Genomic DNA, 24,251 nt, shown 5'->3' on the forward strand with positions numbered 1-24,251 from the left:
ACTTGAAGAAAATCATTAATTTTTCCTTGAACAACAAATTTGCGATTTGGATTTTGACCCTTATGATCGTTGTCGCCGGGCTTTATGCAGGCTTGACGATGAAACAGGAATCCATTCCAAGCATCACCCTTCCTGCTGTTACCGTAGTTACTACATACCCGGGCGCCGCACCGGATGAAATCATGGAAGAAGTCACCATTCCGATGGAGCAGCGGATCCAGAACATGAACGGCGTCGAGCTGACGACATCCACTTCTATGGCAAATGCCTCAACCATCCAAGTCCAATACGACTTTGAAGTTGATATGGACGAAGCGACCCGTGAATTGGAAGATGCTTTGTCGCAAATCTCGATTCCCGAGGCAGCCAATGAGCCCCAGGTTTCACGCATCAGCTTGGATGCCTTCCCTGTTCTGACATTGAGCATCAGCGATTCCGGACGTTCACTTGAAGAATTGACCGCAAGTGTCGAAGAAAATGTGCTGCCAGCCCTTGAAGGCGTACCCGGTTTGTCCGATGCTCAAGTTTCGGGACAACGCGTACAAAAAGTCACTATGTCTTTTGATCAGCAAGCTCTAGCACAATACGGCTTGACTGAAGAAACGATTCAACAATTGATCCAAGGATCAATCCTGACATTCCCGTTAGGATTGACCGATTTTGATGGCGAGTTGAAAAACCTGGTTATTGACGGCGACATTACGAGCGTCGACGATTTAAGAAACCTGCAGATTCCGGCTGTTCCTCAAGCTGCACCAAGCGAAATACCAGCCGCATCTGGTGCAGAAGAAGCTGGTACTGGGGCTCCTGCTGCTCAAGCGCCAGTTACTGAAGCACCCGCTGCCGAAACTCCTGCTGCTGCACCGACTTCAATTCCAACAGTCGCGTTAAGCGAACTGGCTGAGATAGAAGTGGTTAGCGAAGCAGAATCGATTTCACGCACCAACGGTGAAGAATCGATCGGCATTTCAATCGTCAAATCACCGGATGCCAATACCGTTGATGTGGTCAATGGCGTCAAAGACATCGTTGCAGATGTTGAACAAGAATACGGCTTGACCGTTGCTTCTACATTTGACCAAGGTGAACCTATCGAGAAATCGGTTGAAACGATGCTCAGCAAAGCCCTATTCGGTATTTTATTCGCCGTAGTGATCATTTTGCTGTTCCTTCGCAGCTTTAAGACAACCCTGATTTCGATTATCTCTATTCCCCTGTCGTTATTGATGGCGATTTTCCTGTTAAACCAAATGGATATCACCTTGAATATCATGACACTCGGGGCATTGACCGTTGCCATCGGACGGGTTATCGATGACTCGATCGTCGTCATCGAAAACATCTATCGCCGGATGGCCTTGCCCGGCGAGAAGTTGCGCGGCAAAGCATTGATCCGTGAAGCTACACGCGAAATGTTCGTGCCAATTTTCTCGTCAACCGTTGTCACCATCGCGGTATTCTTGCCGCTTGCATTAGTCAGCGGACAAATCGGCGAATTATTCCTGCCTTTTGCTTTGGCAGTTGTCTTTGCGTTGTCGGCATCCCTATTGGTTGCTGTCACCATCGTTCCGATGATGGCGCATTTGATGTACCGTAAGCAATTGCAAAATCTGGATACCAATAAATCCTCAAAAAAAGCGCACAAGCCAGGCAAAATGGCGGACAGCTACAAAGGTATTTTGGAATGGTCTTTAAATCATAAGATCATCACTTTTGGAGGAGCTTCCGTAGTCCTTGCGGCAAGTTTATTCCTGATTCCGGTTATCGGCGTCAGCTTCCTGCCTGAAGAAGAACAAAAAACAGTCATGGCTACTTACAGCCCGGAACCTGGCCAGACACGGGAAGATGTGGAAGCTGTTGCACTTGAGGCAGAAAGCGCCATCGACGGACGTGACGGCGTTACATCCTACCAATACTCGCTCGGCGGTGGCAATCCGATGGCAGCAATGGGCGGCGGCGGAGATAATTCGGCGTTGTTCTATATTGAGTATGATGACGACTTTGAAGCATTCAGTGATGAAAGTGCAAAACTGATCGAAGACTTGAATAGCGCTACTGAATCCGGAGAATGGGCAAGCATGGACTTTGCGGCCACCGGAGGAAGCGGACTGGAAATGTTCGTCTACGGCGACACTGTGGAAGATATCCAAACGGCCATCGATCAAATCCAACCATTCATGGAAGATAATGATGGACTGGAAAACACAGAATCCAGCCTGACTGAAGCTTATGACCAATTCACCTTAGTGGCCAATCAGCAAAGCTTGAGCGAAAATGGCCTGACTGCCGCGCAAGTCGGTATGGCGTTAAGCGGAGCCGGCGAAGCACCCGCCTTGACTACAGTCACTCATGAAGACAAAGACATCAATGTCTATATTGAAACAGAAAAAACCGAATATGCCGGCATTGATGATGTAACAGATATAGAAATCCCGACAGCGCTTGGAACGGCAGTAACAATCGGCGATGTCATGGAAGTGGAAGAAGGCCAATCACCCGATACCATCAACCGCAGAGATGGCCAAATGTTCGCTTCCCTGACTGCAGATGTCCTTGGCAACAATGCCGCTGAAATAACTGCGGACATCGATGAACAAACCGCAGAGCTTGACCTGCCCGCCGGTGTAACGACCGACCACGGCGGCGTCACCGAACAGATCAATGAATCGTTCACACAGCTTGGCCTGGCAATGCTTGCAGCCATTGCGATCGTTTACTTTGTTCTGGTTGTAACATTCGGCGGTGCACTCGCTCCGTTCGCCATCCTGTTCTCGCTGCCATTCACCGTAATTGGTGTACTGGTTGCCTTATGGATTACCGGAGAAGCATTGAGTGTCAACGCATTGATCGGTGTCTTGATGCTGATTGGCATTGTTGTCACCAATGCCATCGTCTTGATAGACCGCGTCATCCATATGGAGAAAGCCGGATTGACGACACGTGAAGCCCTTCTCGAAGGCGGCGTTACACGCTTGCGTCCGATCCTGATGACCGCTTTAGCTACAATCGGCGCACTTATCCCACTTGCCATTGGCGTAGAAGGCGGAGGCGGCGGATTGATTTCCCAAGGTCTTGGCATCACGGTTATCGGCGGATTAATCAGCTCTACTTTACTGACATTGGTCATTGTGCCGATCGTCTATGAAGTCGTGTCGAAATTCCGTAAGAAAGAAATAAACTAAGTGCTAATTTGAAAAAGGCAGCTCATCGTGAGCTGCCTTTTTTGTGCGTATTTTTCACTGACCGCACCTCGTTTGACGATAACCGCACCTCAACTGCCCATAACCGCACCTCACAGGCTCAGAACCGCACCCCAAACGCCCAAGACCGCACCTCATCGCCGCATAACCGCACCTCGCACAAAAAAAGCCGGTTCAGATAAACTGAACAGGCTTCCATCCTATTGCTTCTTCAAGTATTCCAATACCGATTCATCGATAAGTGCTTCTTCCGACCAATGATCGTCGAAATTCTCACGCAGGACAAAGGTTTTCAAGGCCTCTTTCACTTTCGCATCATAGTTGCTGTGGTCGACCGTCTCTAATAGATCTGCCTTCACCAATTGCTCCACAACCGTTTCCAGCACGTCTTCTTCGATAGCCAACTTTTCCTCTGATGGCGCGGCATACATTTTATGCAGCTCATACAGCCGCTGCAACTCTTCAATCGGCTCCGGATGGTCATCCACGCGCAAATCGACTTTTACATCATTATAGCCGCCATATCCGGCAGCTTTCTGCAAGACGTAGACTGCAGCCGACTGTTTGCCTCTGCTGTCGCCTCCAGCATGCTGAGCGGCGGAAATGGCTGTCAGCAAACGTTCAGCCAGCGGCCCTTCTGACTCCTCAAAAGCTCTGCTCATTTCACTGACGGTTTTTTCACTGACCAGGATATTGCCCTGACAGGAATGATGCTTGCCTATTTTATGCCCTGCCCAGTCGTAGCATTCATGGCCCGTGAATGCGCTCGCTTCACCATCCGAATTGATGACAGCCACTTGGCGCAAACTTCTGTCTGGATCGTCGGCAATCAGCTTGTCGATTACTTCCTCTGGCGACAAGCCCTTCTCCAAAAGCTCCAGTCCTTCTGGTCCATATGCAGTATTGGCCCAGGATTGAGTTGCAACTGCTCCTACATTGGCTTTTGCCCATGGAACGACCGATCCGACTGCCAAAAACTTCGATTGAACCGCTACGCCCACTTCTCCCGTTTCCGGATTTGCAGCAACAATTGAAAATGTCGCAACCAATTTATCTTTGTCCATTTTACTGTTCATGTGATTGCCCCCTTTTCTCTACTGTAATTCAATCCCCCAAAAATTTCTTGTCTGACTGATTATTTGCAATAAAAAAACCTGCAGCTCCTTAAAGGGCTTCTGCAGGTTTTTCGTTTTTCTTGGATTGCCGATCGAGTGCACGGGTCCGGTATTTTTTTTTGTCAGTTTTTGATAAAGCCTTGTATTCTTCCAGAAAAGATTCGTATTTGGTCAGGACTTCTTTTGTAGAGCCGTACTCTTTGACCACACCAAACTCTAGCCACAAGATTTTATCACAGAATCTTTTCATCTGCGAAATCGAATGGCTTACAAAGAACATCGTTTTCCCTTTTTCCTTGAACTCCATCATCTTGTCCAGGCTTTTTTCTGAGAATGCCTTATCCCCTACGGACAAGGCTTCATCCACTATCAGGATATCGGGATTTACGCGAACCGAAATGGAAAAGCCCAAACGCGATTTCATGCCGCTCGAATAGGTTTTCACTGGCTGGTCGATAAACTTTTCCAGCTCAGCAAACTCAATGATTTCGTTTTCCATAGCCGCAATTTCTTTTTTGGAAAATCCAAGCATCAGTAATTTGAGTTCGATGTTCTCGCGCCCCGACAGCTTGCCATCGAGTCCGGCATTCACCGCAATCAAGGCGACGTTCCCATCACTGGTCACTTGGCCGTTTGTCGTCGGAATAACGCCTGCGATGATATTCGCCAAGGTCGACTTTCCAGATCCATTGATGCCGACGAGCCCGACAATCGAGCCTTTTTCCACTTTGAAGGAAACATTCTGCAAAGCGTAAAAGTCTTCTCCGTAATCTTTATAGGGAACCAGCAAATCAAGAATCCGTTCAGACTGCTTCTTATATAGTTTATAGCGTTTAGAGACATTTTTGACTTCCACTGAATTAACCAAGAGTTTCACTTCCAATTTTTATAAAAAGTCAATGAATTGACTTCTAAATTTCACATGAAGATAAGCACCTACCAGGAACGTGAGCGCGACCACTCCAACAAAGTAAAGGGTGTAGACAGGGTTTTCAAGAAAATACCAGCCTTCCCCAAGCAGCGAGTAACGGTATCCCTCTATCACATAGTAGAAGGGATTAAGCTTCATGAAGGGCTGCCATGATTCCGGCAGCAAAGTCGGCGGCCATAATATTGGAGACAGATACAGCAGCATGCGCATAACCGATTGCAACAGCATCTGAACATCTCTGATGATGGTCGATAAAGTAGAGGTAATCAAGGCAAAACTGAACAGGAACACCAGCAGACCGATGATATAGATCGGCAACTGCAAGTAGTAGATGGAAATCGGGAATCCGATAAACTGCAGTATCACCATTCCGATAGCTAATAATACCAGATGAGGGTAAAACTGTGCAAAGATTGTATAATTCGGAATGACACTCATCGGAAAATTCATCTTCGACAGCATCCTAATTTTGCTGTAAATGGACTTGGATGATTTCATTACACTATTATTGATAAAGAACCAAACCAGAATTCCGGCAAACATCCATTGGAAATACGGAATGTCGCCGACATCTTCCCGCTGGCGGATCCCGAAACCGAAAACAAACCAGTAGATGAGAATCTGGATAGCCGGATTGATGATTTCCCAAGCTGCGCCCAGGTAATTGCCTCTTGTTAAGCTGCGCAACTCGTAAACAGACAATCGTTTAACTAAATAAAAGAATTGAACTTGCTCTTTAATGACTTTTATAGCTGATTTCATAGGTATCCTCACTTAATCACTTTTTATCATGTTAAACCGCGAGCAATAGTTCTGCTGTTCGAAATTTAACTTGTGTAATTACTTTAAAAAGGCTTTTACTGCACGCTCCGTCGCCAATCCATCTTCAAGGGAAGCAAAACGGTCTTTAAATTCTGAGAAAGTCGGGCTCAACTGCACATTTTCATCTGCCATTTCCCGGATTGCCTGGAAAAGGTCCTTTTCTGTCTGCACGATCGGTCCAGGAGCATCTGTTTCAATATCGATATAGAAACCGCGCAGCTGGTCACGATAGTTCTCCAGGTCATACATAAAGAAAATAATCGGACGGTTTAAAATTGCATAATCGAAAAAGACCGAAGAATAATCCGTTATCAGCAAATCGGAAGCTAAGTAAAGATCACGGATGTCCGGATAAAGCGATACATCATATACCATACCTTCATATGAAGAAAAATCAAAGTTTTCAGCAACCAGGTAGTGCATGCGGGATAGCAGCACCCACTCGTCACCAAATTCTTTCTTCCAATTGTCCAGATCAAATTGGAACTTAAACTTGTATTTCCCTTTTTGATAAAATTCATTGTCTCTCCAGGTAGGGGCATAAAGCATTACTTTCTTGTCTTCAGCAATACCCAGATCCCTTTTCAGATTGCCGATCAACTTATCTGAATGGCTGGTTAATACATCGTTTCGGGGATATCCGGATTCAATGACCTTTCCATTATAGTGGAAAGCACGCCTAAATATCTCAGTTGAATAGGGATTTGGAGAAATCAGGTAATCCCATTTTTCGGATTCCAATATGAAATTCTTTTTATACGATTCTGTTTCTGTGTTGGGCATGTGGATCTCATCGATATCCAAGCCAAGTTTTTTCAAGGGAGTCCCGTGCCACGTTTGAAGATAGACAGTGCCTTCAGGCTTTGGCATCCACCGGGGCAGCCGGACATTATTGACCCAATATTCAGCCCTCGGAAATGTCCAGAACCACGGGATGGTGAATCTGCGGATATAAGGCACCTTGAATTCCTCAAACAGTTTGATTGCGCTTTTATCGACGCTCCAAAGAAGCTTGAATTCCGGGTAATGTTCTTTCATATACTCATAAATGGCACGCGGGTTGTCACTGAATTGCTTCGCGTGAAAACTTTCAAACACGACCAGTTTTTTCTTTTTCGGAAGTTTTCCAAGTATCACAAATACCACCCGAAAAAGCCTTCTTGTATAGCTGCTATCTTTAAGACCTTTGATTTTTTGGACAACTTTCAAATTATTCACCTTACTTCTTTCTTGAAAAACGGATTTGGAATAAATTTACTGAAAATTGTGGTATCCTTTTTCTTTTTACTTTATACTGAAACGAAGAATAGACCCAGTATCTTTTAAAAAATGCATCTTTTTCTTTGTCAATGCGTCTAATACCCCATACATCCCCTTCATTTCCAATAGCTATTACACATGATAACATATAAGATAATATCATAGCATATTGTGAAATAAATCGAAAATAAGCATTTTTGGAGTGAAATATATGAAAAAAGTAATAACCTACGGAACCTTTGACTTGATTCATCATGGCCATATAAACATTTTAAAACGTGCAAAAGAGAACGGCGATTATTTAATAGTAGGCTTATCGTCCGATGAGTTTAATGCGACTAAAGGCAAAGCTGCCTATCACTCTTATGAAGAACGCAAATTGATACTTGAAGCTATAAAATACGTTGATGAAGTGATTCCTGAAAACACTTGGGGCCAAAAAGTAAAGGACATCAAAAACAACGATGTGGATTTGTTTGTAATGGGTTCTGACTGGGAAGGCAAATTTGATGAACTGAAGGACTTCTGTAAAGTTATTTACTTGCCGCGTACAGAAGGCATTTCGACTACAAAAATTAAAACAGACCTTTACAATCACCAATGATTAAAGAACTTGGAATTTCCATCTATCTATTCCTGTTTAAAATCTTATTTGCCCTGTTTAAGCTTTTCCCTATGAGTAACAAAACCGTCTTTCTTTCCTCTTTTGGCGATAATGCATTTTTTATCGCAAAAGAATTATCAAAGGCGGAAAAACACCAAATCATTTTCGTCAACCAAGCCAAATGCAAAATTGATTTTACTGCGATTTCCACTGACAATAAAAAGATTTACAGCTTTGAAACATCCAATATTGCAGACACCTTTTTATCGATTTATCATTTGGCTACTTCCAAATATGTTTTTGTCGACAATTACGCGGGAGTTCTTTCAGTCATTAAATTCCGAAAAGAAGTAAAGTGCATTCAATTATGGCATGCAGCCGGAGCCATAAAAAAATTCGGCTGGAGCGATCCGGAAACTTCGGCAAGAAGCGAACGGGCAAAGTTACGGTTTCAACAGGTATATGATCGTTTTCAATACATCCCTGTGGGTTCACAACAAATGGCGGATATCTTTTCTGAATCCTTTCATGTCGATCAAAGCCATTTTATTTATACAGGCGTTCCGCAAACTGATTTTTACTTTGATCCGCCCGCTAAACAGAAGGCCTATACTGCGCTGATGGACTTATACCCGGTCATTTCCGGAAAAAAAGTGGTCTTGTACGCACCCACTTTCCGCAAAAATTCACTGCAAAGCATGCAAGTGCAGCTGGACGTTGAAGAGTTCCTGGATAAATTGGATGATCAGTATGTTTTGTTGATCAGGCTTCATCCTTCTGTCCAGGAGGTCACTAATTTCAAGGCGCATCCGCGCGTCTTGTTGGTCAACGACTACCCGCATCTCAACGAATTGCTGATCGTCAGCGATATTTTAATCACTGATTATTCATCTATCCCGGTAGAGTTTTCATTGCTGGGAAAAAAGATGATTTTCTTCACTTACGACCTTACAGATTACGGTAAAACTCAAGGAATTTGGGCAAAGACCAGTCTGTATTTTCCTGGTCCGATTGTAAAGACCACCAGCAGAGTGATTCAACATATTCTGGATCCTGCGATTGACCACGAAAAAATCGTTCAATTCCGTAATCATTGGAATACATATTCAACGGGCCAAAGCACACGCCAGCTCATTACAGTCATTTACGATCCAAAAGATCTATAGAAAAAAGCCAGCGTCCGGATAACTCGGGGTGCTGGCTTTTCACTTTTGTTAATGAAATCTTCACCTTTCACTTTATCTCGTTAAAAGCTCACCACAATATTCTTAATATTCAGTTTACAGTAGTGAAAATTGCTTATACCCGTGGTATAATAGGAGTACAAAACTTGCGGTTACCTTTGCTCTTCTCACGGATACCTCATCTATTCCCCGATTGCCTATATACATACGCGGGCTTGGCCCAGCGAACTAAACAAAGGGGTGAGAAATGTGCTTTCTAAATGGATTAAAGTCTCAGCAGCCGTATTACTGATCCTGTTTACGGTATTGTCCTTCTCTGGCCAGTCGCAAGCAGCAAGTTCCACTTTTGTTACAAAAGGAAATACGACCAGTAAAGTGGTCGCCTTGACTTTCGATGATGGTTCAGACGGTACAAACATCAACAAGATTCTGGATATCCTGTCTGCCAATAATGTAAAAGCAACGTTTTTTTTAACAGGTTCCGGTGCCAAAAACCACCCTACCTGGATCAAGAACATATCAGCAAAAGGCCATCAGCTTGGCAACCATTCTTATTCGCATCCTGACTTCACAAAACTGACTGCCGCAAAAATCAAGAGTGAACTTGATACCACTGAAGCCACAATCAAAGGATTAACCGGAAAAACGACCAAACCGATTTTTAGAGCCCCATTCGGTGCATCTAATGCAGCCGTCTTGAAGGCGGTCGGTGATGCCGGATATACCCATACGATTCAGTGGAATATCGACACCGTTGACTGGAAAGGCGTTTCATCCACACAAATCACCGACAAAGTCCTGAATAATATTGTGCCAGGATCCATTGTTTTGATGCATACTGGCGCAGGAGCATCCGGAACTCCAGGTGCTTTGCCAAGTATGATCAGCAAATTGAAAGCTAAGGGATATAAATTCGTCACTGTCTCTGAGTTATTAAAATTGCCGGCTGCCGGCACCAAGTACACAGTCAAAGCCGGAGATACACTTTACAGCATTGCAAAAAAATACAATGTAACTGTTGCAGCACTGGCTAAAGCCAACAACATCACCAATTATAATCTGATTTTTGTCGGGCAGGTATTGACGATTCCGAGCAAAGTGGCTCCTCCCCCTGCTGTTACTGTCAAATATACAGTTAAGGCCGGAGATACACTTTACAGTATTGCAAAAAAATACAATGTAACTGTTGCAGCATTGGCTAAAGCCAACAACATCACCAATTATAATCTGATTTTTGTCGGGCAGGTATTGACGATTCCTGGCCAAACCACTGCGCCGCCCGTCACTTCTGTCACATACACTGTCAAGGCTGGAGATACGTTGTATAGCATTGCGCGCACCTACAATACGACCGTTTCCATAATAGCCGCCGCCAATAAAATCACCAATGTCAATGTGATTAGCGTAGGTCAAGTGCTGGTGATTCCAAGATAGCAGGCGAACTTACTTCATGAAATGCCATTGACCAAAACCAACCAAAAAAGGAGCCGGAATCTATTTCCAGCTCCTTTTCTATATGGCTTTTGGCTTGTACAAAAACCTGCGGTATAGCTTGAAGATTATAAATGCCATGCCAAGCAGAAAGAAAATCGACAAAACGGGTGCAATAAATATCAGTATCGGCGCTATTGTTGCTGTGGCGTCTTCTGCTGCAGAAACGCCCGGACTCATCATAGCAGTTTCACTCACTCCCTTTACTGCTGTGATGGTCGCATGCGAAGCTGTAGCTACTCCCCCTCCGCCGATGATGGCGATACTCCATTCCAGAAAAGGACTTATATCTCCGATAAAAGAAGCAGTCAGCAGGATGCCTGCCAAAGCGGCGATCGGCGTCGAAATCATTTTCATGAACGAGCCTAAACCAGGAATATAATTGACCGCAATTTCAAAAAGTGTGGCTATAGCAAAGGCGATAATCGCCGGGGTACTGCCGATCCAACTGAAACCTTCTGAAAGCGTCAACCAGTCTACATGAACGAATATTCCCGTTATCAACAGTGGGGTAAAAATTCTAAAACCCACAGTTGCACTTAATGCCAGTCCGATACATATTGCAAGAATGGTTTCCATCGCGTTGACCTCCCCTGCCTTTGTTTTCTATCATTATACATGAGCCGAATCTTGCCTGTTGCTCACGCAGCAGCTTATCGGCACTGGATACGAAACCTCCGGCTATTTCCCACCTATTATCCCATTCGTATCTTCATAAGCGGCCTTGACTTTTTCCTCACGCAAAATCTGTTCGAACAGCTTTAATAGCGGCTCTTTCAGCTCGGGACGCTTTAAGGCAAAATCTATCGTCGTTTCGATAAATCCATACTTCTCTCCCACATCATACCTGCGCCCTTCAAACTCAAAGGCATAAACCCTTTGAATTTCATTTAATTTTTGGATGGCATCTGTAAGCTGGATTTCTCCTCCTGCTCCAAACTGGTGTTCACCCAAAAAACCGAATATTTCTGGAGTTAAAATATAGCGCCCCATAATCGCATAATTGGAAGGAGCTGTCCCCAGTACCGGTTTTTCCACAAAATTTCTTACTCTTATCAACTGGCCATCCATTGACAGCGGATCGATAATTCCATATCGATCCGTTTCTTCTATTGGAACCTGCTGAACGCCAACGATTGAGTTTCCGGTTTTGTCAAATTGCTTCATCAGCTGAGCAAGGCAGGGCTCTTCATTTTCCACAATATCATCACCCAGCAATACAGCAAATGCCTCATCACCGATAAAGTTGCGGGCTGACCAAACTGCATGCCCCAGACCAAGTGGATGCTTTTGGCGAATATAGTGAATTTCCAGCTTCGACGTTTCAAGAATGGTTTCCAGCATCTCCAGTTTCCCTTTTGCCAACAACATTGCCTCCAGTTCATGCGCATGGTCAAAATGATCTTCGATTGCCCGCTTTCCTTTACCGGTTACAATAATGATGCTTTCAATTCCCGATGCAATAGCTTCCTCAACAATGTATTGGATAGTAGGTTTGTCTACGATTGGCAGCATCTCTTTTGGCATGGCTTTAGTGGCAGGAAGAAATCGTGTTCCAAGACCAGCAGCTGGAATGACGGCTTTTCTGATGGACATCGGTAGCTCCTCCTTTTTGCAACGCTCATTTATTATCTATCATAACATTTTTCAGAACTTTCTGAATACATTACCTATCTTTTGCAAACTGAGCGAATTGGGATCGTTTTTAAACCTATTCCAATTACCTTTAAAATTCAATTTATATGAATATTTATACCTATGTCAATTCATTAAACCCAAGACTATAATAATCTAGATATTCCATTTTTTATACACAGGAGGAAGAAAATGAAACGTTTAACTGTATTTTTATTAGTTTTAGGGTTTGCATTTAGCATGATGCCGCTCTCGGCATTCGCCATCAAATCGGATGATGCTAAATTCGACCAATTTTTAACAGAAATCAATTGGGAGAAACCGGATTACTTGGACTATCTGGAAAGTAAAAACTGGTCTTTGGATGATTTTGATAGTGTTACCGAATTGGGTACACCATTGACTGAAAAAGGCGTTCAAACTTTAACAGGTAATTTGGGGCTGTCCCGCACAGAAATAAATCAATTGCTTTATGAATACGGCGACCTCGAGTATGGCCAGGACGTGCTTGACGGCGTCTACCTGATTTTTATGGAAGATGTTGAATACTATATTGAGTTTTATCTGGAAGACTATGCAGCAACTCCAATCGATGCCACTAACTTGCAGGAGCTCATGGAAGCATATGGATTCGCTTCTGAAAAAGAGCTGGAAGCGTTTTTGCAAGGTTATGATGATTCCCTTTCAAATTATGAATATATTGAGGATTTAGAATCCACGGTTCTTTTCTATCAAGACATGGGTGAATATGTAATCGATATCGACGGCCTTTTCACTGAACTGGGTATGACTGAAGAAGAAGTGGAAAGATTGGTCGCTCATCTGGAAACACTGAATTACGAAAATCCTGCTTTCGAACAACAGCTGACACAATTAAGCGATCGCATGATGGCGATCGGCGATTTTGAAACTGCTGACGAACTGACAGCAGAGCAGATTGCTGAAATGATGGCGATCTACAATGAGTTGATCGACTTGTTTGAAGTGAAAACAGCTTATTACTTTGTCAAAGACGGCCAGAAAACAGCTGTGTCATTAGCTACTTTGATGACGCTTGAATCAACTGAAGGCGCTGATCTATTGATTGAAATTTATAACCTGAAAGATGTATTCCTGGCAGACATCCTTTTGACTGCTGAAATGTTCGGATCTGACTTGATCGTCGATACTGGAAAAGACTTGGACACAGTCGAAAAAGTGATTTCAGCACCAACTGTGATACAAAAACCAGTTGTAACTGCTCCAACAGCACCAGCTACATCCCAAACTGTGACAGGCGGGAAATTGCCTGCTACGGCTTCTGATTTTGTCGCAAATACCGTTTTCGGCCTAGCGTTGCTTTTAGCCAGTTTTGCCTTATTCCGCCGCATTAGAGCTGAAGAAGCCTAATGGCGAAGGAACAGCACAAAAAAAGAAGAAGCAGGAAACCGCTTCTTCTTTCTCTGTCCATCGTCCTTATCGTTCTCGGTCTATGGTTCAGCACCACCAGCACCGCAACTTTTGTAAAAGGCTATATGCTTTATAAAACTGGGAACGTCGAAGCACAAGATTTCGGCAACAAACCCGAATCACAGTCTATCAAAATTGCCGGGGAGTCAAAAGAATCCGAGAAATCTGTTACACCTGCAGAGCAGGAGGCCGCGGAATTAGCCATCAGTTCCAAGTATCCGGAAACACCGCAAATCGGTGACTTGATGGGCGAACTGATTATCCCGAAGCTTGAAGCCAGCCTGCCGATTATACACGGTACGGATGAAGACGAGCTGGAAAAAGGCGTCGGACATTTTGCTCAAAGTGTCATGCCTGGCGAAAATGACAATTCCGTATTGTCGGGCCACCGCGATACGGTGTTTCGCGAGCTTGGCGAGGTCGGCAAAGGGGATCTGTTGATTGTCAAAACCCATTCTGGCACCTTCACCTATAAAGTTCGCCAAGTGCGAATCGTAGACGAAGATGACCGGACTGTCATTGTTCCGAAACCAAGAGCCACTTTAACCGTCTCGACCTGCTACCCATTCGACTATGTCGGATATGCTCCGGATCGTTATATTTTGGTAGCTGACTTGGTTTCCAGCGAGTAAAGTTCATCATTATTAAATTCAATTAGAAAAAGAGCGGCGAGATAAATCTCACCGCTCTTTTTCTTATGCATACATTTGATTACGACAGCTGAAATCACGTTAAGGAATTCAAACTGTTGTAGTTTTTTTCGCCTCGATCAGTTTTTGGACTTCGTCATAAATCCGTCGGCTATTGTGCTGATCCTGATGTTTAATGATGCCAGTGATTTCATATTCGAAATTTGCAAAATTGCTTTTAATTCTATCTTCAATGATCGTTACAAGCTCTTCTTCGTAGGAACCGATGCCACCAATAAACGTTTCTTCGATTGGCCGCAGGATGCCTTTACGGAAAAAGCGGTCTACGTCGAAATGATAGTAGACGACGGGTTTGTTGAGTAATGTAAAATCAAAGCTGACACTGCTGTAATCCGTAATCAGCAAAGCATGGTCAATCAATAGCTGCTGAACTGTCTGAGACCCGAGCGGAATGAATTTTATGCGTTCGTGCATATTTTCTATCTCACTCTGGAAATAATCCTGAGCCCGGTAATGCGGATAAAAGTTGATATTGACCTTATACTCTTCAAGCAAGCGGAGCAGTTTCTCATTTTGGATTAAGTTGGAATAAGCAAGAAAGTATTCGCTCTTCAAAAATTGTTCATCCGTATTGATCCAATCACGCCATGTTGGCATTAACAAAATGTCTTTTGGAGGATTAACCTGGATCAGATTATCAAAACGCGCCAGACCGGTTGCTGCTACCTCGTGATCCTCATAACCCATCTCATCCATGACAATGACCTGCTTTTCAGGGTCCGAACTGACAATGAACAAATCAAATGGCATCTCGTAATTCTTTTTATGGTACTCAACGTTTTTCCGGCCCAGCACGCCATGCTGGAGAAAGATTTTCACGGTTTCTTCATAGCCGAAAAAGCCTTTTGCCGGCTTGTAAGGCAAAATATTCTCCAAATCATGAGTCCCAAGCAAAACTTTGGCTTTGAAAGCAATTTCAAAATGTTTGTCGGAGCCAAAAATCAAGACGTTCTGGAGGTGTTTGATGTGTTCATAATCAGAACTGTCTTCTTCTATCACATAATAAGATTCGATCGTTGTGTTTTCCTGCAGCCACTTGAAAAAGATGATTCCATTGTCCTGGGCCGTATTCGTGCGTTCTCCCAGCAACCAGACATTTTCATCTTTTGTTTGCACATCCGCCGGAATCTTCACATGACTAGGTATGGTGAATGACTCGATCTTCACATTATTGAACGGGGTTGTGGTAACCATAAAGTGATGTTCATTGCCTTGGTCATCATGTTGTTTTTTATAGCTATAGTAGTTGTCTTTCTTATAACGTGCCGTATTGTATCTGATTTTTTCTTTTCGGATAATCTCTCCGGACCCGTTTTCAATAACGACGAAAAGGTCAAGCACCGTTTTTTCTTTACTCTTGATTCCAATCAAATCCAAACTATTGAGATCAACTGAAAACTCTCCGGTAATAGGGACTTGAAGCGACCCTTGAGACAAACGGTCTTCAATCATCAAGTAAGCTTTTGAACCTATAAACTCTTCAATCGACCCTATCACGCCTTCTATCTGAAAATCTTTTACTTCACGGACTGATTTCTTCAACTTAGCTTGGGTCATTGCCAGGCCAAGAGACAAATCTTTGCGGCGATAGAATCTCAACTTAACGAATTGTGAATTCGAGATGACTTTATAATGCGTAGTAGTGTTGTGCAGCAATTGCTTATCTAAATTGAATCTGTAAACTCTAGGTTCTTCACTATGCTCAACAAGAAAAAAACGCTTCACAAAAAAGTTTTCAAGCAATTCCTTCATCGGCAAAGATGTTTGAAGCTGGCTGCCTTTACGCTCTAACGGATACGTTTTAAGCATCCCACTTTTTGGTTCATCTACTTGGAGCGAACAAGCAACCCCGCTGTCTTCCCGGGAAAGAGAAAATGACAAAAGATACTCATAATTTTGTTTTTCCTCAATTGAAAGTGCCTCGATTTTCATAGAGTGCGGAATCAATTCCAAATAAAACACGGATTTCCGGCTGAGAATCTGGAGCTGATGATGGTAGGAACTGAACGGCACAGCAAAAGGTTCCACTAAGTTCAATGGGTATAGTTTATTGTTGATATGGAGAAACATCCGCCATAATCCAGCTGCCATCTCTGAAAAATCATTGACCACAACGGTGTTATTTTTTCCATCTTTCGTGCCTGTCAATATGCGAAATTGAAAGTTATTAAACGCATAAAGTTCAACTTCTGCATCAGCTTTTTCAGCCACTTCCGGTACATCCAAAGACAAGGTGAGCACATCGTATTGCACTGATTTGACCCGCGAGTCGATTGGGCTGTCCATAAAGTAAAAATCTGCAAATCGGTTGTTGATAATAATATTCTTTTTCACTTTCGTCGATAAGAACTTGTTGCCGATCAACAGAGCTTCCTGAAAATCCCCTGCTTTGTATGTATCATGTTCTGTAATCCATATTTTTTTGTTATTGATGGTCAACTGCATAATTGAGCTTGAAGTAACCAGCGCAAGAAGAGACTGCGGTATTTTTACAATCAGGCGGTTGTTGTTCAATAGCTCATGGCTTAATTGGTGGACCTCTTCATTAATCAAAAATTCTGCTTTGACACTCTTTTTTAACGTAAAGAAATTAAATAATTTGAATTCAAAGAGCAGAGTCTGCTCTTTAAAGTAATATTTTTCTACTTCTACTCTTTTTACTAATCTTTTTTTTAATTGCTTCGAAAAATTTTTAAAAATCATAGCTGCTAATCTCCCAAACAGTTTTATTATTGCAATATCTTATGTTATCATTCTTGTAATTTCTGTCAATTAAAATAAAGGATAGACAGGTGGAAAAAGAATATTTATACTATAATAATGTAAACAGGTAATACACTTACTTGCTTTTTCAAATACAGAAATAACCTTACTGCTTCCAGTATCGTTTGCCCATTGGAGAATTTACGTGAAAAATTTAAATGAAATCAATATTATAAGAGCCATCATGTGTCTTTCCATCGTAGTGACACATTCAATATCAAATTACTTAAAGAACATCGAAGTTGACCAAGCTGCCTATGATCAATATATCATTTGGATAAGGTTCGCTTTGCTTTGCTCTACCCCTATATTCATTTTATTATCTGAAACTCTGCTGTCCAAAAATTACCCCAACGGTTTTAAAAAAGGCTTTTTTCCAAAGCGGATAAAGTATATTTTAATGCCTTACATATTAATCGGGTTAATCGTCAGTTACAGAGGATCTGAGAGAGACTTATCTTCTTTCTTGGAAGTCGCCTTCCAAAAGGTTATATTCGGTCAATGGTATGGATTTTTCGTCATTGTAATCTTCCAATTCTATATTCTTCATTGGCTGATCGGAAAATACCTGGCACGCATCAATCCTCTTGGACCAATCCTCATTTCGTTTGCCATCTCTTTTGCACATGTGTACTGCTTTGTGCACATTGGCTCCTATCAGGAATTTGTATTGACGCAATATCCGCTTTGGTATAAGACCCATATTTTCATGTGGCTGTTTTATTTTATTGTCGCATTTTATATTGGCCAATACTATGAACAACTGATCACATTTTTAACCGCTAAAATATGGATACCGATTTTAATGACCACCATCAGTTTTGGCATCATCATGTACAATTATCTGGAAATGGACTATACAAGAATTTCAAGTGAACGATATGATATGCTGCTGTATTCCGTCAGCATGTTCTTTCTTTTAGTAGCGTTGATTCGGAAGTTTAATTTCAACAACCAAACCTTAGTTATGATCAGTAATTTTTCATTCTTCATTTATTTGACACATATGATTTTTCTTCCCTATTTCGTTAAGCTTTCTCTGACATTTGGTGAAAATTTCTTCACTTATGTAGCCACTATGACGTTCCTCACGATTGCATCCTGTATCGGAGTTGCCTTCTTATTGTACCAAAATAGCTTTACACGGCCATTTACAGGCAAGATCAAATACCTGGAGCCAACTTCCATAAAAAACTCAGTTACGTCCAACAAAGAACCACAAAATGTTAACTACGGACAATGAAAACAGCTACTGAAAACAACTGAAAAAGTCTGACAAAAAAATTCGCCAGCCGTTCAAAAGCACTTTCTTTGCGAAAGTGCTTTTTATGTTCCCCTTTACCCAGCCTTCTGCGAGTGAAGCAACGGAGCCAACTTGAAAGAAAAATCATAGGTTGGTTCTTTCCCAGCCCCCATCATCGGATCCGCATCCAGCTCTATCAAAAAAGATTGTTCTTCGTATGGATAAATTTTTCCTTTATCCGCTTTATCCAGTTCGAGCATCACTGCAGGCAGATCCTTATTTCCCTTTCTATCTCTGGTATTGAAGTTTCCGGCGAGAGGTCGGGTGGCCTTTGGAACCCACAGCTTCTCAGATAGCTGCCACTTATTTTCGCGCTTGGCGATGGTTTCCACAATCACCTTCGGCTTATTGAATTTCGTGATATCATACTGCGCAGCAATACCTTGAAAGAAAAATCGGCTGTTTTCCTGCTTCACAAGCGAAGACGTTTCAGTATTTGTCAGCAGGTAAAGCTCCTGGATGTCCTGATAAGTGGACGCATCCACACTATTCGCAGGCAATTCAAATTGCGCTATCTTATCCATCAGTAAATAATGGAGCCTAAGGACGAAAACCTTGTCCTCATCGCTTATTTCCTGAATGGAAAGTGACGGGATCATTTTCCAGCGCTTTCACATTTCCTAATAGATATCGAACATAGCTATCCCCTTCTGCATCCTGCGTGAAAACGATGGGATTGCTAATGGAACCCACCGGGATTTTGAACCTGCCAATTCCATGAATCCCTGCACATCTCTTTTAGGCTTTTCTCCGCCTGCCATCCAAGCAGGGTTTTCACTTTTTCCGGATTGGCGTAACAGACTCCGATATCGCCGGGCCTTCTGTCTGTGATTTGATAAGGAATTTTTTTGCCTGTCACTTCATTGAAGTTGTGGACGATTTCCAACACACTGTAGCCGGTGCCTGTTCCAAGATTGAAGGTTTCGATGCCTTCATGCTTTTCCAGATACTCAAGTGCCTTGATATGGCCTTTCACTAAATCCATGATATGTATGTAATCACGGACACCGGTCCCATCACTGGTATTGTAGTTTCCCCCAAACACCTGCAGCTCCTGCCGTTTGCCGATCGCAACTTGTATGACGTACGGAATCAGATTATTCGGCACTCCCCTCGGATCTTCGCCTAATCGACCGCTAGGATGCGCACCGATGGGATTGTAATAGCGCAAAATCGCAATTCGGAAAGACGGGTTTGAAACAGCCAGATCCCGTAAAATTTCTTCAATCATCAATTTGGTCCGGCCATAGGGATTGGTGGCTAATAAGGAAAATGATTCTTCAATCGGCACCCGTTCTGGATGGCCGTAAACCGTTGCTGATAAACTGAATACCAGTTTCTCCAGCTTGTGTTTCAGCATAACTTCACATAATGTCAACGTGCCGTTGATATTGTTGTTGTAGTAGCTGAGCGGCATTTGGACCGATTGCCCGACTGCCTTATAGCCAGCAAAATGCATTAGTCATACCAAGAAAACACAGCATCCAAAGCTTCGTAATCCAATAAATCCACTTGATGGAATGCAAAGTCCTTTCCGGTCATTTCTTTTATTCGGTCTATTGGAGCCAATTGGCTATTTGATAGATTGTCCACCACCACTACTTTATAATCATTTTCAAGCAGCTTGACCATTGCGTGGCTACCGATAAATCCGGCTTCCCCCCAGTTACTAGCACCACCATATGCATCCCTCTTTTTACACAAATTTCAATATTCAGATAATTTAATTCAATTTTATTATACTGCATAGAACAGCTTTTGCCACAAAAACAAGCAATATTTTATTCTTTTCAGCAGCAAAAAAGCCATCCATCAGAATCAAAAGATTCTGATGGATAGCTTTCGTATCAGCCGTTTCCTATTCTTTATTAATAATGTCGGAAACATAGTAAAAACCGTATTCGTCCATTACGATGGTGTAGGTTTTATTGCGTTCTTGAACGGACCATTCCCCGGCTTCATCTTTAAGGTCGAAGGCTTCTTCCGTGTGGACGATTGCATGGTCGTCGAAGATTTCAATGCCGGAAATCTCCAGCTTCGTAAAGTTGAATTCCATGCCCTTGTCTGCGATGTCTGTAATGTACTCGGAAATGCCATTATAGATATCGCTTTGGTAGACCAGAAGATTCTGGACGTAGAAAAAGTCCTCTTCTTTCAGCGATGTTTCATAATAATAACGGAAATCTCCGATAAATTCACTCAAATTGGTTTCATCAAACTTCATTTCCAAGTCGATGTCGTATTCGTAATCTTCATCTTCATAGCCGCTATAGTCGTCGTAGACTTTGAATAAGGCTGCGACTTCTTCTGCTGACATTGGAGCCGTAACCCATTGCGATAATTGTTCATACACAGAGTACATCGGAATCGAAAAGCCGATCGAATCGCCTTCTTCAATCACCAGTGAATTGATGCCGATCACTTTACCGGTTGTTGCATCCACTAACGGGCCCCCACTGCTTCCCGGTGCAATTTTCGCGTCGATCTGATAAATGTCTTCATACGTAAATTCCTGATAGAAATCACGGTCAATCCCTGTCAAATAGCCGATTGTTGCAGTGTTTTCCATACCTGCAGGGCTGCCCAGCGCAATGACTTCGGTTCCGACATCTGTTGCTTCCATTTCAACTTCCAATGGCGTAATGCCTTGGAATGCTTCTACATGGATCAACGCAATATCGGATTCATCGGAAATGCCGATAACTGTGCCTGGATGGTCCTGGCCATTGATGTTGCGGACCACTACATCAGTGAAGCCAGCTACAGCGTGGGCGTTTGTTACAACCATTCCGGTATCGGAGAACAGGAATCCTGAGCCTTGTCCGCCTTCAGTCAGAATGGTATAAACTTTTTGTTGTGCTTCCTTGATGATCGCTGGTTTTTCTTTTTTCTTAGGCTCTACTTTTTCTGTCTGTTCGGAAGGTGGTACAACGTTTTCCACTTTGGTTACAGTACCTGCTGTGTCCTCTTCAGCTGGAACCGTTTCTTCAGGTTCCTCGACCTTTTCCACAATCCCCGGTTCAATTGCCGGCTCTTCTTCAGGTTCTTCTTCAACTTTCGGCGCTTCTGGCTCCGGTTCTATTTCAGCCGTCTGTTCTTCTTTGGGCGGCTCTACTGGCTCTGCTTCATCTTGCATTAATTGCGCAGAACCAATTCCTACGCCCAATAAAGTTAAAACCAATACGATTGCATACATTAAATTACGTTTTTTCTGCTTTTTGCTTCTTCTTTGCATGAGCGAATGGCCACATTCTTTACAGAACTTTGCACCTTCCTCATTTTCTCTCCCACATTTATTACATGTCATGGCGGTACCTCCTGATGGACTAGCATAAATCCCATTAATTTCTTCCATTATAAACCTTATAACGTCAAACAACTACTCAGGGTTGCAAGTTGTCACGAAGTCTTCCTATTTGTAATAAATCTATCTATTCAAAAGATGATTTTATCATAGATAGCAAATTTACAGTTAATAAAATAAAATAAATGTAAAAAAATATTAAATTCGCAGTATTATTTCTTATTTTAAATTGATATGATTAGATCAGTAAAATACTATAATTTAGGAGATGGGATTATGGAAGAATTTTTAAATGCATTCAGAAAGGCTTTTGTTTTTAGTGGCAGATCGCGGCGCAAAGAATACTGGACTTTTATATTAGGGGTAATGATCATCTCGTTTGCCTTAACAATCGTGGAACTTGCAGCCGGTTTGGAAATTGCACCGGACGTTGGACTTTTAACTACTATTTTCTCACTCATCATATTTATTCCAAGCTTGTCCGTCACTGTCAGACGGCTTCACGATATCGGCCGATCAGGCTGGTGGCTGCTGCTGAGCTTTATTCCTGTCCTTGGATGGATCGCTTTATTTGTATTTACTTTATTGGACAGCCAATCCGGCAGCAATAAATACGGGCCTAATCCAAAACAATCTTCACATGATTTCGCACCTGCCAATAACTAGTGTCAAAAGAAACCGCAGCTGTCACTTCGACAGCTGCGGTTTCTTTTGTATTAATTTCAACTGCTGCCTATTTCACGTCAATCCCATGCATCTTCTCCTGAACGAGCAGCAGTTCTTTGAAGTTCTGATTTATTGCTGGGGATTCTGATTCGATTTCCTGGGACAGTGTGTTCAATTCCTGGAGCAACCCATCGAGCGTAGACTGGTACTGCTGATATTGCTCGAAGCTAATGGTTTCTTCGCCATCCAGTTCTGTGATCAGTGCCTGGAGGTCTTCTTCAAGTGCGTCGAATTGTTTCTCGTAGGGGCCTAACCTTTCCAAAACTCCCGCTCCAGGTTCATAGGATAGTTTTTGTTCTTCAGATGCCGGATTTTTTATTGCCATATAAGCCTGTGTATCCACGTACGGCGTCAAAACAAATCCAAGGGCGATAACGGGGACAGACATTTTCAAAAACAAAGTTTTCAAATGATCTTCCTCCTTCAAAATGATTAGGCGTTATGCTCAGCTTATACCATCCGCTAAACACCGCAATCCTTTTTCAGGAGTCTTTAGAATTTCTTAATCTGCGCTTTACAATCGGACCATTAAAGCGAAAATTTTATTATCGATGCGTGGATTACATCCAGAAAAGCATCGATATCCGCCTTGGTCGTACTTCCTGAATATGAAATCCGGATAAATTTCCGTGCAGCATCCTGCTCTATTCCCATAGCGCTCATGGCAGACATCGCCTCACCCGCACCAATCTTGCAGGCGGTGCCTGTGGAAATCGCAATCTGCCGGCGGTTGCATTCAAGCATCATCCACTGCCCTTCAACATGCGGCAGCAGCAATCCTTGGATAAAGGGCGATTTCCCCGCTGGGTCGCCGGTCAATAAAACTTCGTCTGGAAGCTGCTCCATCAAATAACGCTGCAGATTTTCAGCATGTGTTTTCGCTTGCTGCTGCTCGGCAGTTGCTTCTTTTCCAGCAATTGTTGCCGCTGCGATTCCCGGCACGTCCACCGTTCCCGCACGAAATCCCCCTTGATGGACAGTTCCTTCATAAACCGACTCCCAGTGGGTGCCCGGGTCTACCCAAACAATGCCCACACCTTTCGGGCCGCCGATTTTATGGCCCGAACAGACAGCTGAAGTGACGCCCAGTTGCGACAGATCCACTGGGATTTTTCCGAAGGCCTGAACGATATCGCAATGGATGGGCACTGCTTTTTCTTTTGCATAGGCAGCACATTTTGCTACAGGCTGTATGGCCCCCATTTCCGAATTGATGAGCTGAATGACGATTAACGCCGTTTGGCTGGTGACCAGACTATGAAACTGTTCAAAATCCAGGATGCCATCCGCATCGACCGGCACATAACGGATTCGGTATCCTTCTTTCTCCAGTTCATGCAGAGCCGTCAAAACAGAAGCATGTTCGAGTTTTGTTGTGACAATTTCACGATATCCACCAGCTCTTCCCCTCAGCAGCGAACGGATGGCCAATTGATTGCCTTCAGATGCATTGCCTGTAAAATAGACTCCTTCGCTACGGGCATTGAGAAAGCCTCCCCATATTCTCCGGCACGCCTCCAGCAAGTTGGAAGCAGCCGAACCCGCATCGTGAAGGCTTTGGGTATTGCCAAAAACCTGTTTGGCTGTTTCTGCATAGGCATCGATGGCAGTTTGCCGCATCGGTGCGGTTGCCGCATAGTCCAAATAAATCATCATTTCTACCTCATTCCTTTTCGAATAGGATGTTAACCTTGTAATCACTCTATCTTTATGTCATTAATAGTGTCAAGACACTTGTAAAGTTGGTGTAAACT

At 43.1% G+C, this 24,251-nt stretch carries 19 protein-coding genes and 1 pseudogene; 8 read left to right on the forward strand and 12 right to left on the reverse strand.

The features are described from left to right. Window positions 1–2 precede the first annotated feature (2 nt). Window positions 3–3,182 (forward strand): efflux RND transporter permease subunit, encoded by a 3,180-nt coding sequence (locus tag J7I83_RS11490; RefSeq protein ID WP_215100865.1) that lies wholly within the window; start codon window positions 3–5, stop codon window positions 3,180–3,182. Window positions 3,183–3,400: 218 nt separating this feature from the next. On the opposite strand, the gene J7I83_RS11495 is transcribed toward J7I83_RS11490, so the two are convergent. The 4 genes from J7I83_RS11495 to J7I83_RS11510 form a co-directional block, all read right to left on the reverse strand. Continuing rightward, on the reverse strand, window positions 3,401–4,276 hold the full coding sequence (locus tag J7I83_RS11495) for a DUF1028 domain-containing protein (protein ID WP_215100866.1): 876 nt from the start codon (window positions 4,274–4,276) through the stop codon (window positions 3,401–3,403). A gap of 88 nt (window positions 4,277–4,364) precedes the next feature. Further along, complete coding sequence (tagH, locus tag J7I83_RS11500) at window positions 4,365–5,183, reverse strand: teichoic acids export ABC transporter ATP-binding subunit TagH (protein ID WP_215100867.1); 819 nt, start codon at window positions 5,181–5,183, stop codon at window positions 4,365–4,367. An 18-nt stretch (window positions 5,184–5,201) separates the two neighbouring features. Beyond that, the gene (locus J7I83_RS11505) at window positions 5,202–6,008 is read right to left on the reverse strand and encodes an ABC transporter permease (RefSeq protein ID WP_215100868.1); all 807 of its coding nucleotides are present in this window, start codon (window positions 6,006–6,008) and stop codon (window positions 5,202–5,204) included. Between the two features lie 78 nt (window positions 6,009–6,086). After that, on the reverse strand, window positions 6,087–7,214 hold the full coding sequence (locus J7I83_RS11510) for a CDP-glycerol glycerophosphotransferase family protein (protein ID WP_353048266.1): 1,128 nt from the start codon (window positions 7,212–7,214) through the stop codon (window positions 6,087–6,089). Window positions 7,215–7,539: 325 nt separating this feature from the next. Between J7I83_RS11510 and tagD the strand changes: the two genes are divergently transcribed. The 3 genes from tagD (at window position 7,540) to J7I83_RS11525 (ending at window position 10,550) form a co-directional block, all read left to right on the forward strand. After that, window positions 7,540–7,932: a glycerol-3-phosphate cytidylyltransferase gene (gene tagD / locus J7I83_RS11515; RefSeq protein ID WP_215100869.1), complete on the forward strand. Its 393-nt coding sequence runs from the start codon at window positions 7,540–7,542 to the stop codon at window positions 7,930–7,932. A 71-nt stretch (window positions 7,933–8,003) separates the two neighbouring features. Continuing rightward, window positions 8,004–9,098 carry a CDP-glycerol glycerophosphotransferase family protein gene (locus J7I83_RS11520; protein WP_251047612.1) on the forward strand — a complete coding sequence of 365 codons (1,095 nt, stop codon included), beginning with the start codon at window positions 8,004–8,006 and terminating at the stop codon, window positions 9,096–9,098. A gap of 267 nt (window positions 9,099–9,365) precedes the next feature. Beyond that, on the forward strand, window positions 9,366–10,550 hold the full coding sequence (locus J7I83_RS11525) for a LysM peptidoglycan-binding domain-containing protein (RefSeq protein WP_215100871.1): 1,185 nt from the start codon (window positions 9,366–9,368) through the stop codon (window positions 10,548–10,550). A gap of 78 nt (window positions 10,551–10,628) precedes the next feature. On the opposite strand, the gene J7I83_RS11530 is transcribed toward J7I83_RS11525, so the two are convergent. Continuing rightward, window positions 10,629–11,186, reverse strand: coding sequence for a DUF4126 domain-containing protein (locus J7I83_RS11530; RefSeq protein WP_215100872.1), 558 nt, complete (start codon window positions 11,184–11,186; stop codon window positions 10,629–10,631). 102 nt (window positions 11,187–11,288) lie between these two features. Further along, the gene (galU, locus tag J7I83_RS11535; RefSeq protein WP_215100873.1) at window positions 11,289–12,203 is read right to left on the reverse strand and encodes a UTP--glucose-1-phosphate uridylyltransferase GalU; all 915 of its coding nucleotides are present in this window, start codon (window positions 12,201–12,203) and stop codon (window positions 11,289–11,291) included. A 231-nt stretch (window positions 12,204–12,434) separates the two neighbouring features. Between galU and J7I83_RS11540 the strand changes: the two genes are divergently transcribed. Both J7I83_RS11540 and J7I83_RS11545 read left to right on the forward strand, forming a co-directional pair. Further along, entirely contained in the window at window positions 12,435–13,631 is a 1,197-nt protein-coding gene (locus tag J7I83_RS11540) for a processed acidic surface protein (protein WP_215100874.1), read from the forward strand. Continuing rightward, window positions 13,631–14,323, forward strand: coding sequence for a class D sortase (locus J7I83_RS11545; RefSeq protein ID WP_215100875.1), 693 nt, complete (start codon window positions 13,631–13,633; stop codon window positions 14,321–14,323). The genes J7I83_RS11540 and J7I83_RS11545 overlap by 1 nt, the downstream gene beginning before the upstream one ends. Window positions 14,324–14,431: 108 nt before the next feature. Here J7I83_RS11545 and J7I83_RS11550 read toward each other — a convergent pair whose 3' ends face one another. Next, window positions 14,432–17,104 carry a CDP-glycerol glycerophosphotransferase family protein gene (locus J7I83_RS11550; RefSeq protein ID WP_215100876.1) on the reverse strand — a complete coding sequence of 891 codons (2,673 nt, stop codon included), beginning with the start codon at window positions 17,102–17,104 and terminating at the stop codon, window positions 14,432–14,434. Between the two features lie 205 nt (window positions 17,105–17,309). On the opposite strand from J7I83_RS11550, the gene J7I83_RS11555 reads away from it, so the two are divergent. Continuing rightward, a complete protein-coding gene (locus J7I83_RS11555; protein ID WP_215100878.1) occupies window positions 17,310–18,407 on the forward strand; it encodes an acyltransferase family protein in 1,098 nt (365 codons plus the stop codon). 95 nt (window positions 18,408–18,502) lie between these two features. Here J7I83_RS11555 and J7I83_RS11560 read toward each other — a convergent pair whose 3' ends face one another. From J7I83_RS11560 to J7I83_RS11570, 3 genes and pseudogenes are all read right to left on the reverse strand, one after another. Then, complete coding sequence (locus J7I83_RS11560; RefSeq protein WP_215100880.1) at window positions 18,503–19,066, reverse strand: CDP-glycerol glycerophosphotransferase family protein; 564 nt, start codon at window positions 19,064–19,066, stop codon at window positions 18,503–18,505. A gap of 80 nt (window positions 19,067–19,146) precedes the next feature. Then, window positions 19,147–20,149: pseudogene (gene galE / locus J7I83_RS11565) on the reverse strand (UDP-glucose 4-epimerase GalE). Between the two features lie 176 nt (window positions 20,150–20,325). After that, complete coding sequence (locus J7I83_RS11570) at window positions 20,326–21,774, reverse strand: trypsin-like peptidase domain-containing protein (RefSeq protein WP_215100882.1); 1,449 nt, start codon at window positions 21,772–21,774, stop codon at window positions 20,326–20,328. A 273-nt stretch (window positions 21,775–22,047) separates the two neighbouring features. Between J7I83_RS11570 and J7I83_RS11575 the strand changes: the two genes are divergently transcribed. Then, on the forward strand, window positions 22,048–22,437 hold the full coding sequence (locus J7I83_RS11575; protein ID WP_215100884.1) for a DUF805 domain-containing protein: 390 nt from the start codon (window positions 22,048–22,050) through the stop codon (window positions 22,435–22,437). A 67-nt stretch (window positions 22,438–22,504) separates the two neighbouring features. On the opposite strand, the gene J7I83_RS11580 is transcribed toward J7I83_RS11575, so the two are convergent. Together J7I83_RS11580 and J7I83_RS11585 are read right to left on the reverse strand one after the other, a co-directional pair. Further along, on the reverse strand, window positions 22,505–22,906 hold the full coding sequence (locus J7I83_RS11580) for a hypothetical protein (RefSeq protein WP_215100886.1): 402 nt from the start codon (window positions 22,904–22,906) through the stop codon (window positions 22,505–22,507). Between the two features lie 119 nt (window positions 22,907–23,025). Next, window positions 23,026–24,153 carry an IscS subfamily cysteine desulfurase gene (locus J7I83_RS11585; RefSeq protein ID WP_353048267.1) on the reverse strand — a complete coding sequence of 376 codons (1,128 nt, stop codon included), beginning with the start codon at window positions 24,151–24,153 and terminating at the stop codon, window positions 23,026–23,028. Window positions 24,154–24,251: the final 98 nt, after the last annotated feature.

The organism is Planococcus sp. ISL-110, from assembly GCF_018613575.1.
In the GTDB taxonomy this organism is placed as follows: Bacteria; Bacillota; Bacilli; order Bacillales_A; family Planococcaceae; genus Planococcus.

Bases quoted from the DNA above. Each gene is read 5' to 3' on its own strand.
- J7I83_RS11560 (WP_215100880.1), bottom strand. From the start codon at position 19,066: ATGATCCCGTCACTTTCCATTCAGGAAATAAGCGATGAGGACAAGGTT.
- J7I83_RS11495 (WP_215100866.1), bottom strand. From the start codon at position 4,276: ATGAACAGTAAAATGGACAAAGATAAATTGGTTGCGACATTTTCAATT.
- J7I83_RS11570 (WP_215100882.1), bottom strand. From the start codon at position 21,774: ATGACATGTAATAAATGTGGGAGAGAAAATGAGGAAGGTGCAAAGTTC.
- J7I83_RS11545 (WP_215100875.1), top strand. From the start codon at position 13,631: ATGGCGAAGGAACAGCACAAAAAAAGAAGAAGCAGGAAACCGCTTCTT.
- J7I83_RS11505 (WP_215100868.1), bottom strand. From the start codon at position 6,008: ATGAAATCAGCTATAAAAGTCATTAAAGAGCAAGTTCAATTCTTTTAT.
- J7I83_RS11585 (WP_353048267.1), bottom strand. From the start codon at position 24,153: ATGATGATTTATTTGGACTATGCGGCAACCGCACCGATGCGGCAAACT.
- J7I83_RS11575 (WP_215100884.1), top strand. From the start codon at position 22,048: ATGGAAGAATTTTTAAATGCATTCAGAAAGGCTTTTGTTTTTAGTGGC.
- tagD (WP_215100869.1), top strand. From the start codon at position 7,540: ATGAAAAAAGTAATAACCTACGGAACCTTTGACTTGATTCATCATGGC.
- J7I83_RS11520 (WP_251047612.1), top strand. From the start codon at position 8,004: ATGAGTAACAAAACCGTCTTTCTTTCCTCTTTTGGCGATAATGCATTT.
- J7I83_RS11550 (WP_215100876.1), bottom strand. From the start codon at position 17,104: ATGATTTTTAAAAATTTTTCGAAGCAATTAAAAAAAAGATTAGTAAAA.
- galU (WP_215100873.1), bottom strand. From the start codon at position 12,203: ATGTCCATCAGAAAAGCCGTCATTCCAGCTGCTGGTCTTGGAACACGA.
- J7I83_RS11540 (WP_215100874.1), top strand. From the start codon at position 12,435: ATGAAACGTTTAACTGTATTTTTATTAGTTTTAGGGTTTGCATTTAGC.
- J7I83_RS11530 (WP_215100872.1), bottom strand. From the start codon at position 11,186: ATGGAAACCATTCTTGCAATATGTATCGGACTGGCATTAAGTGCAACT.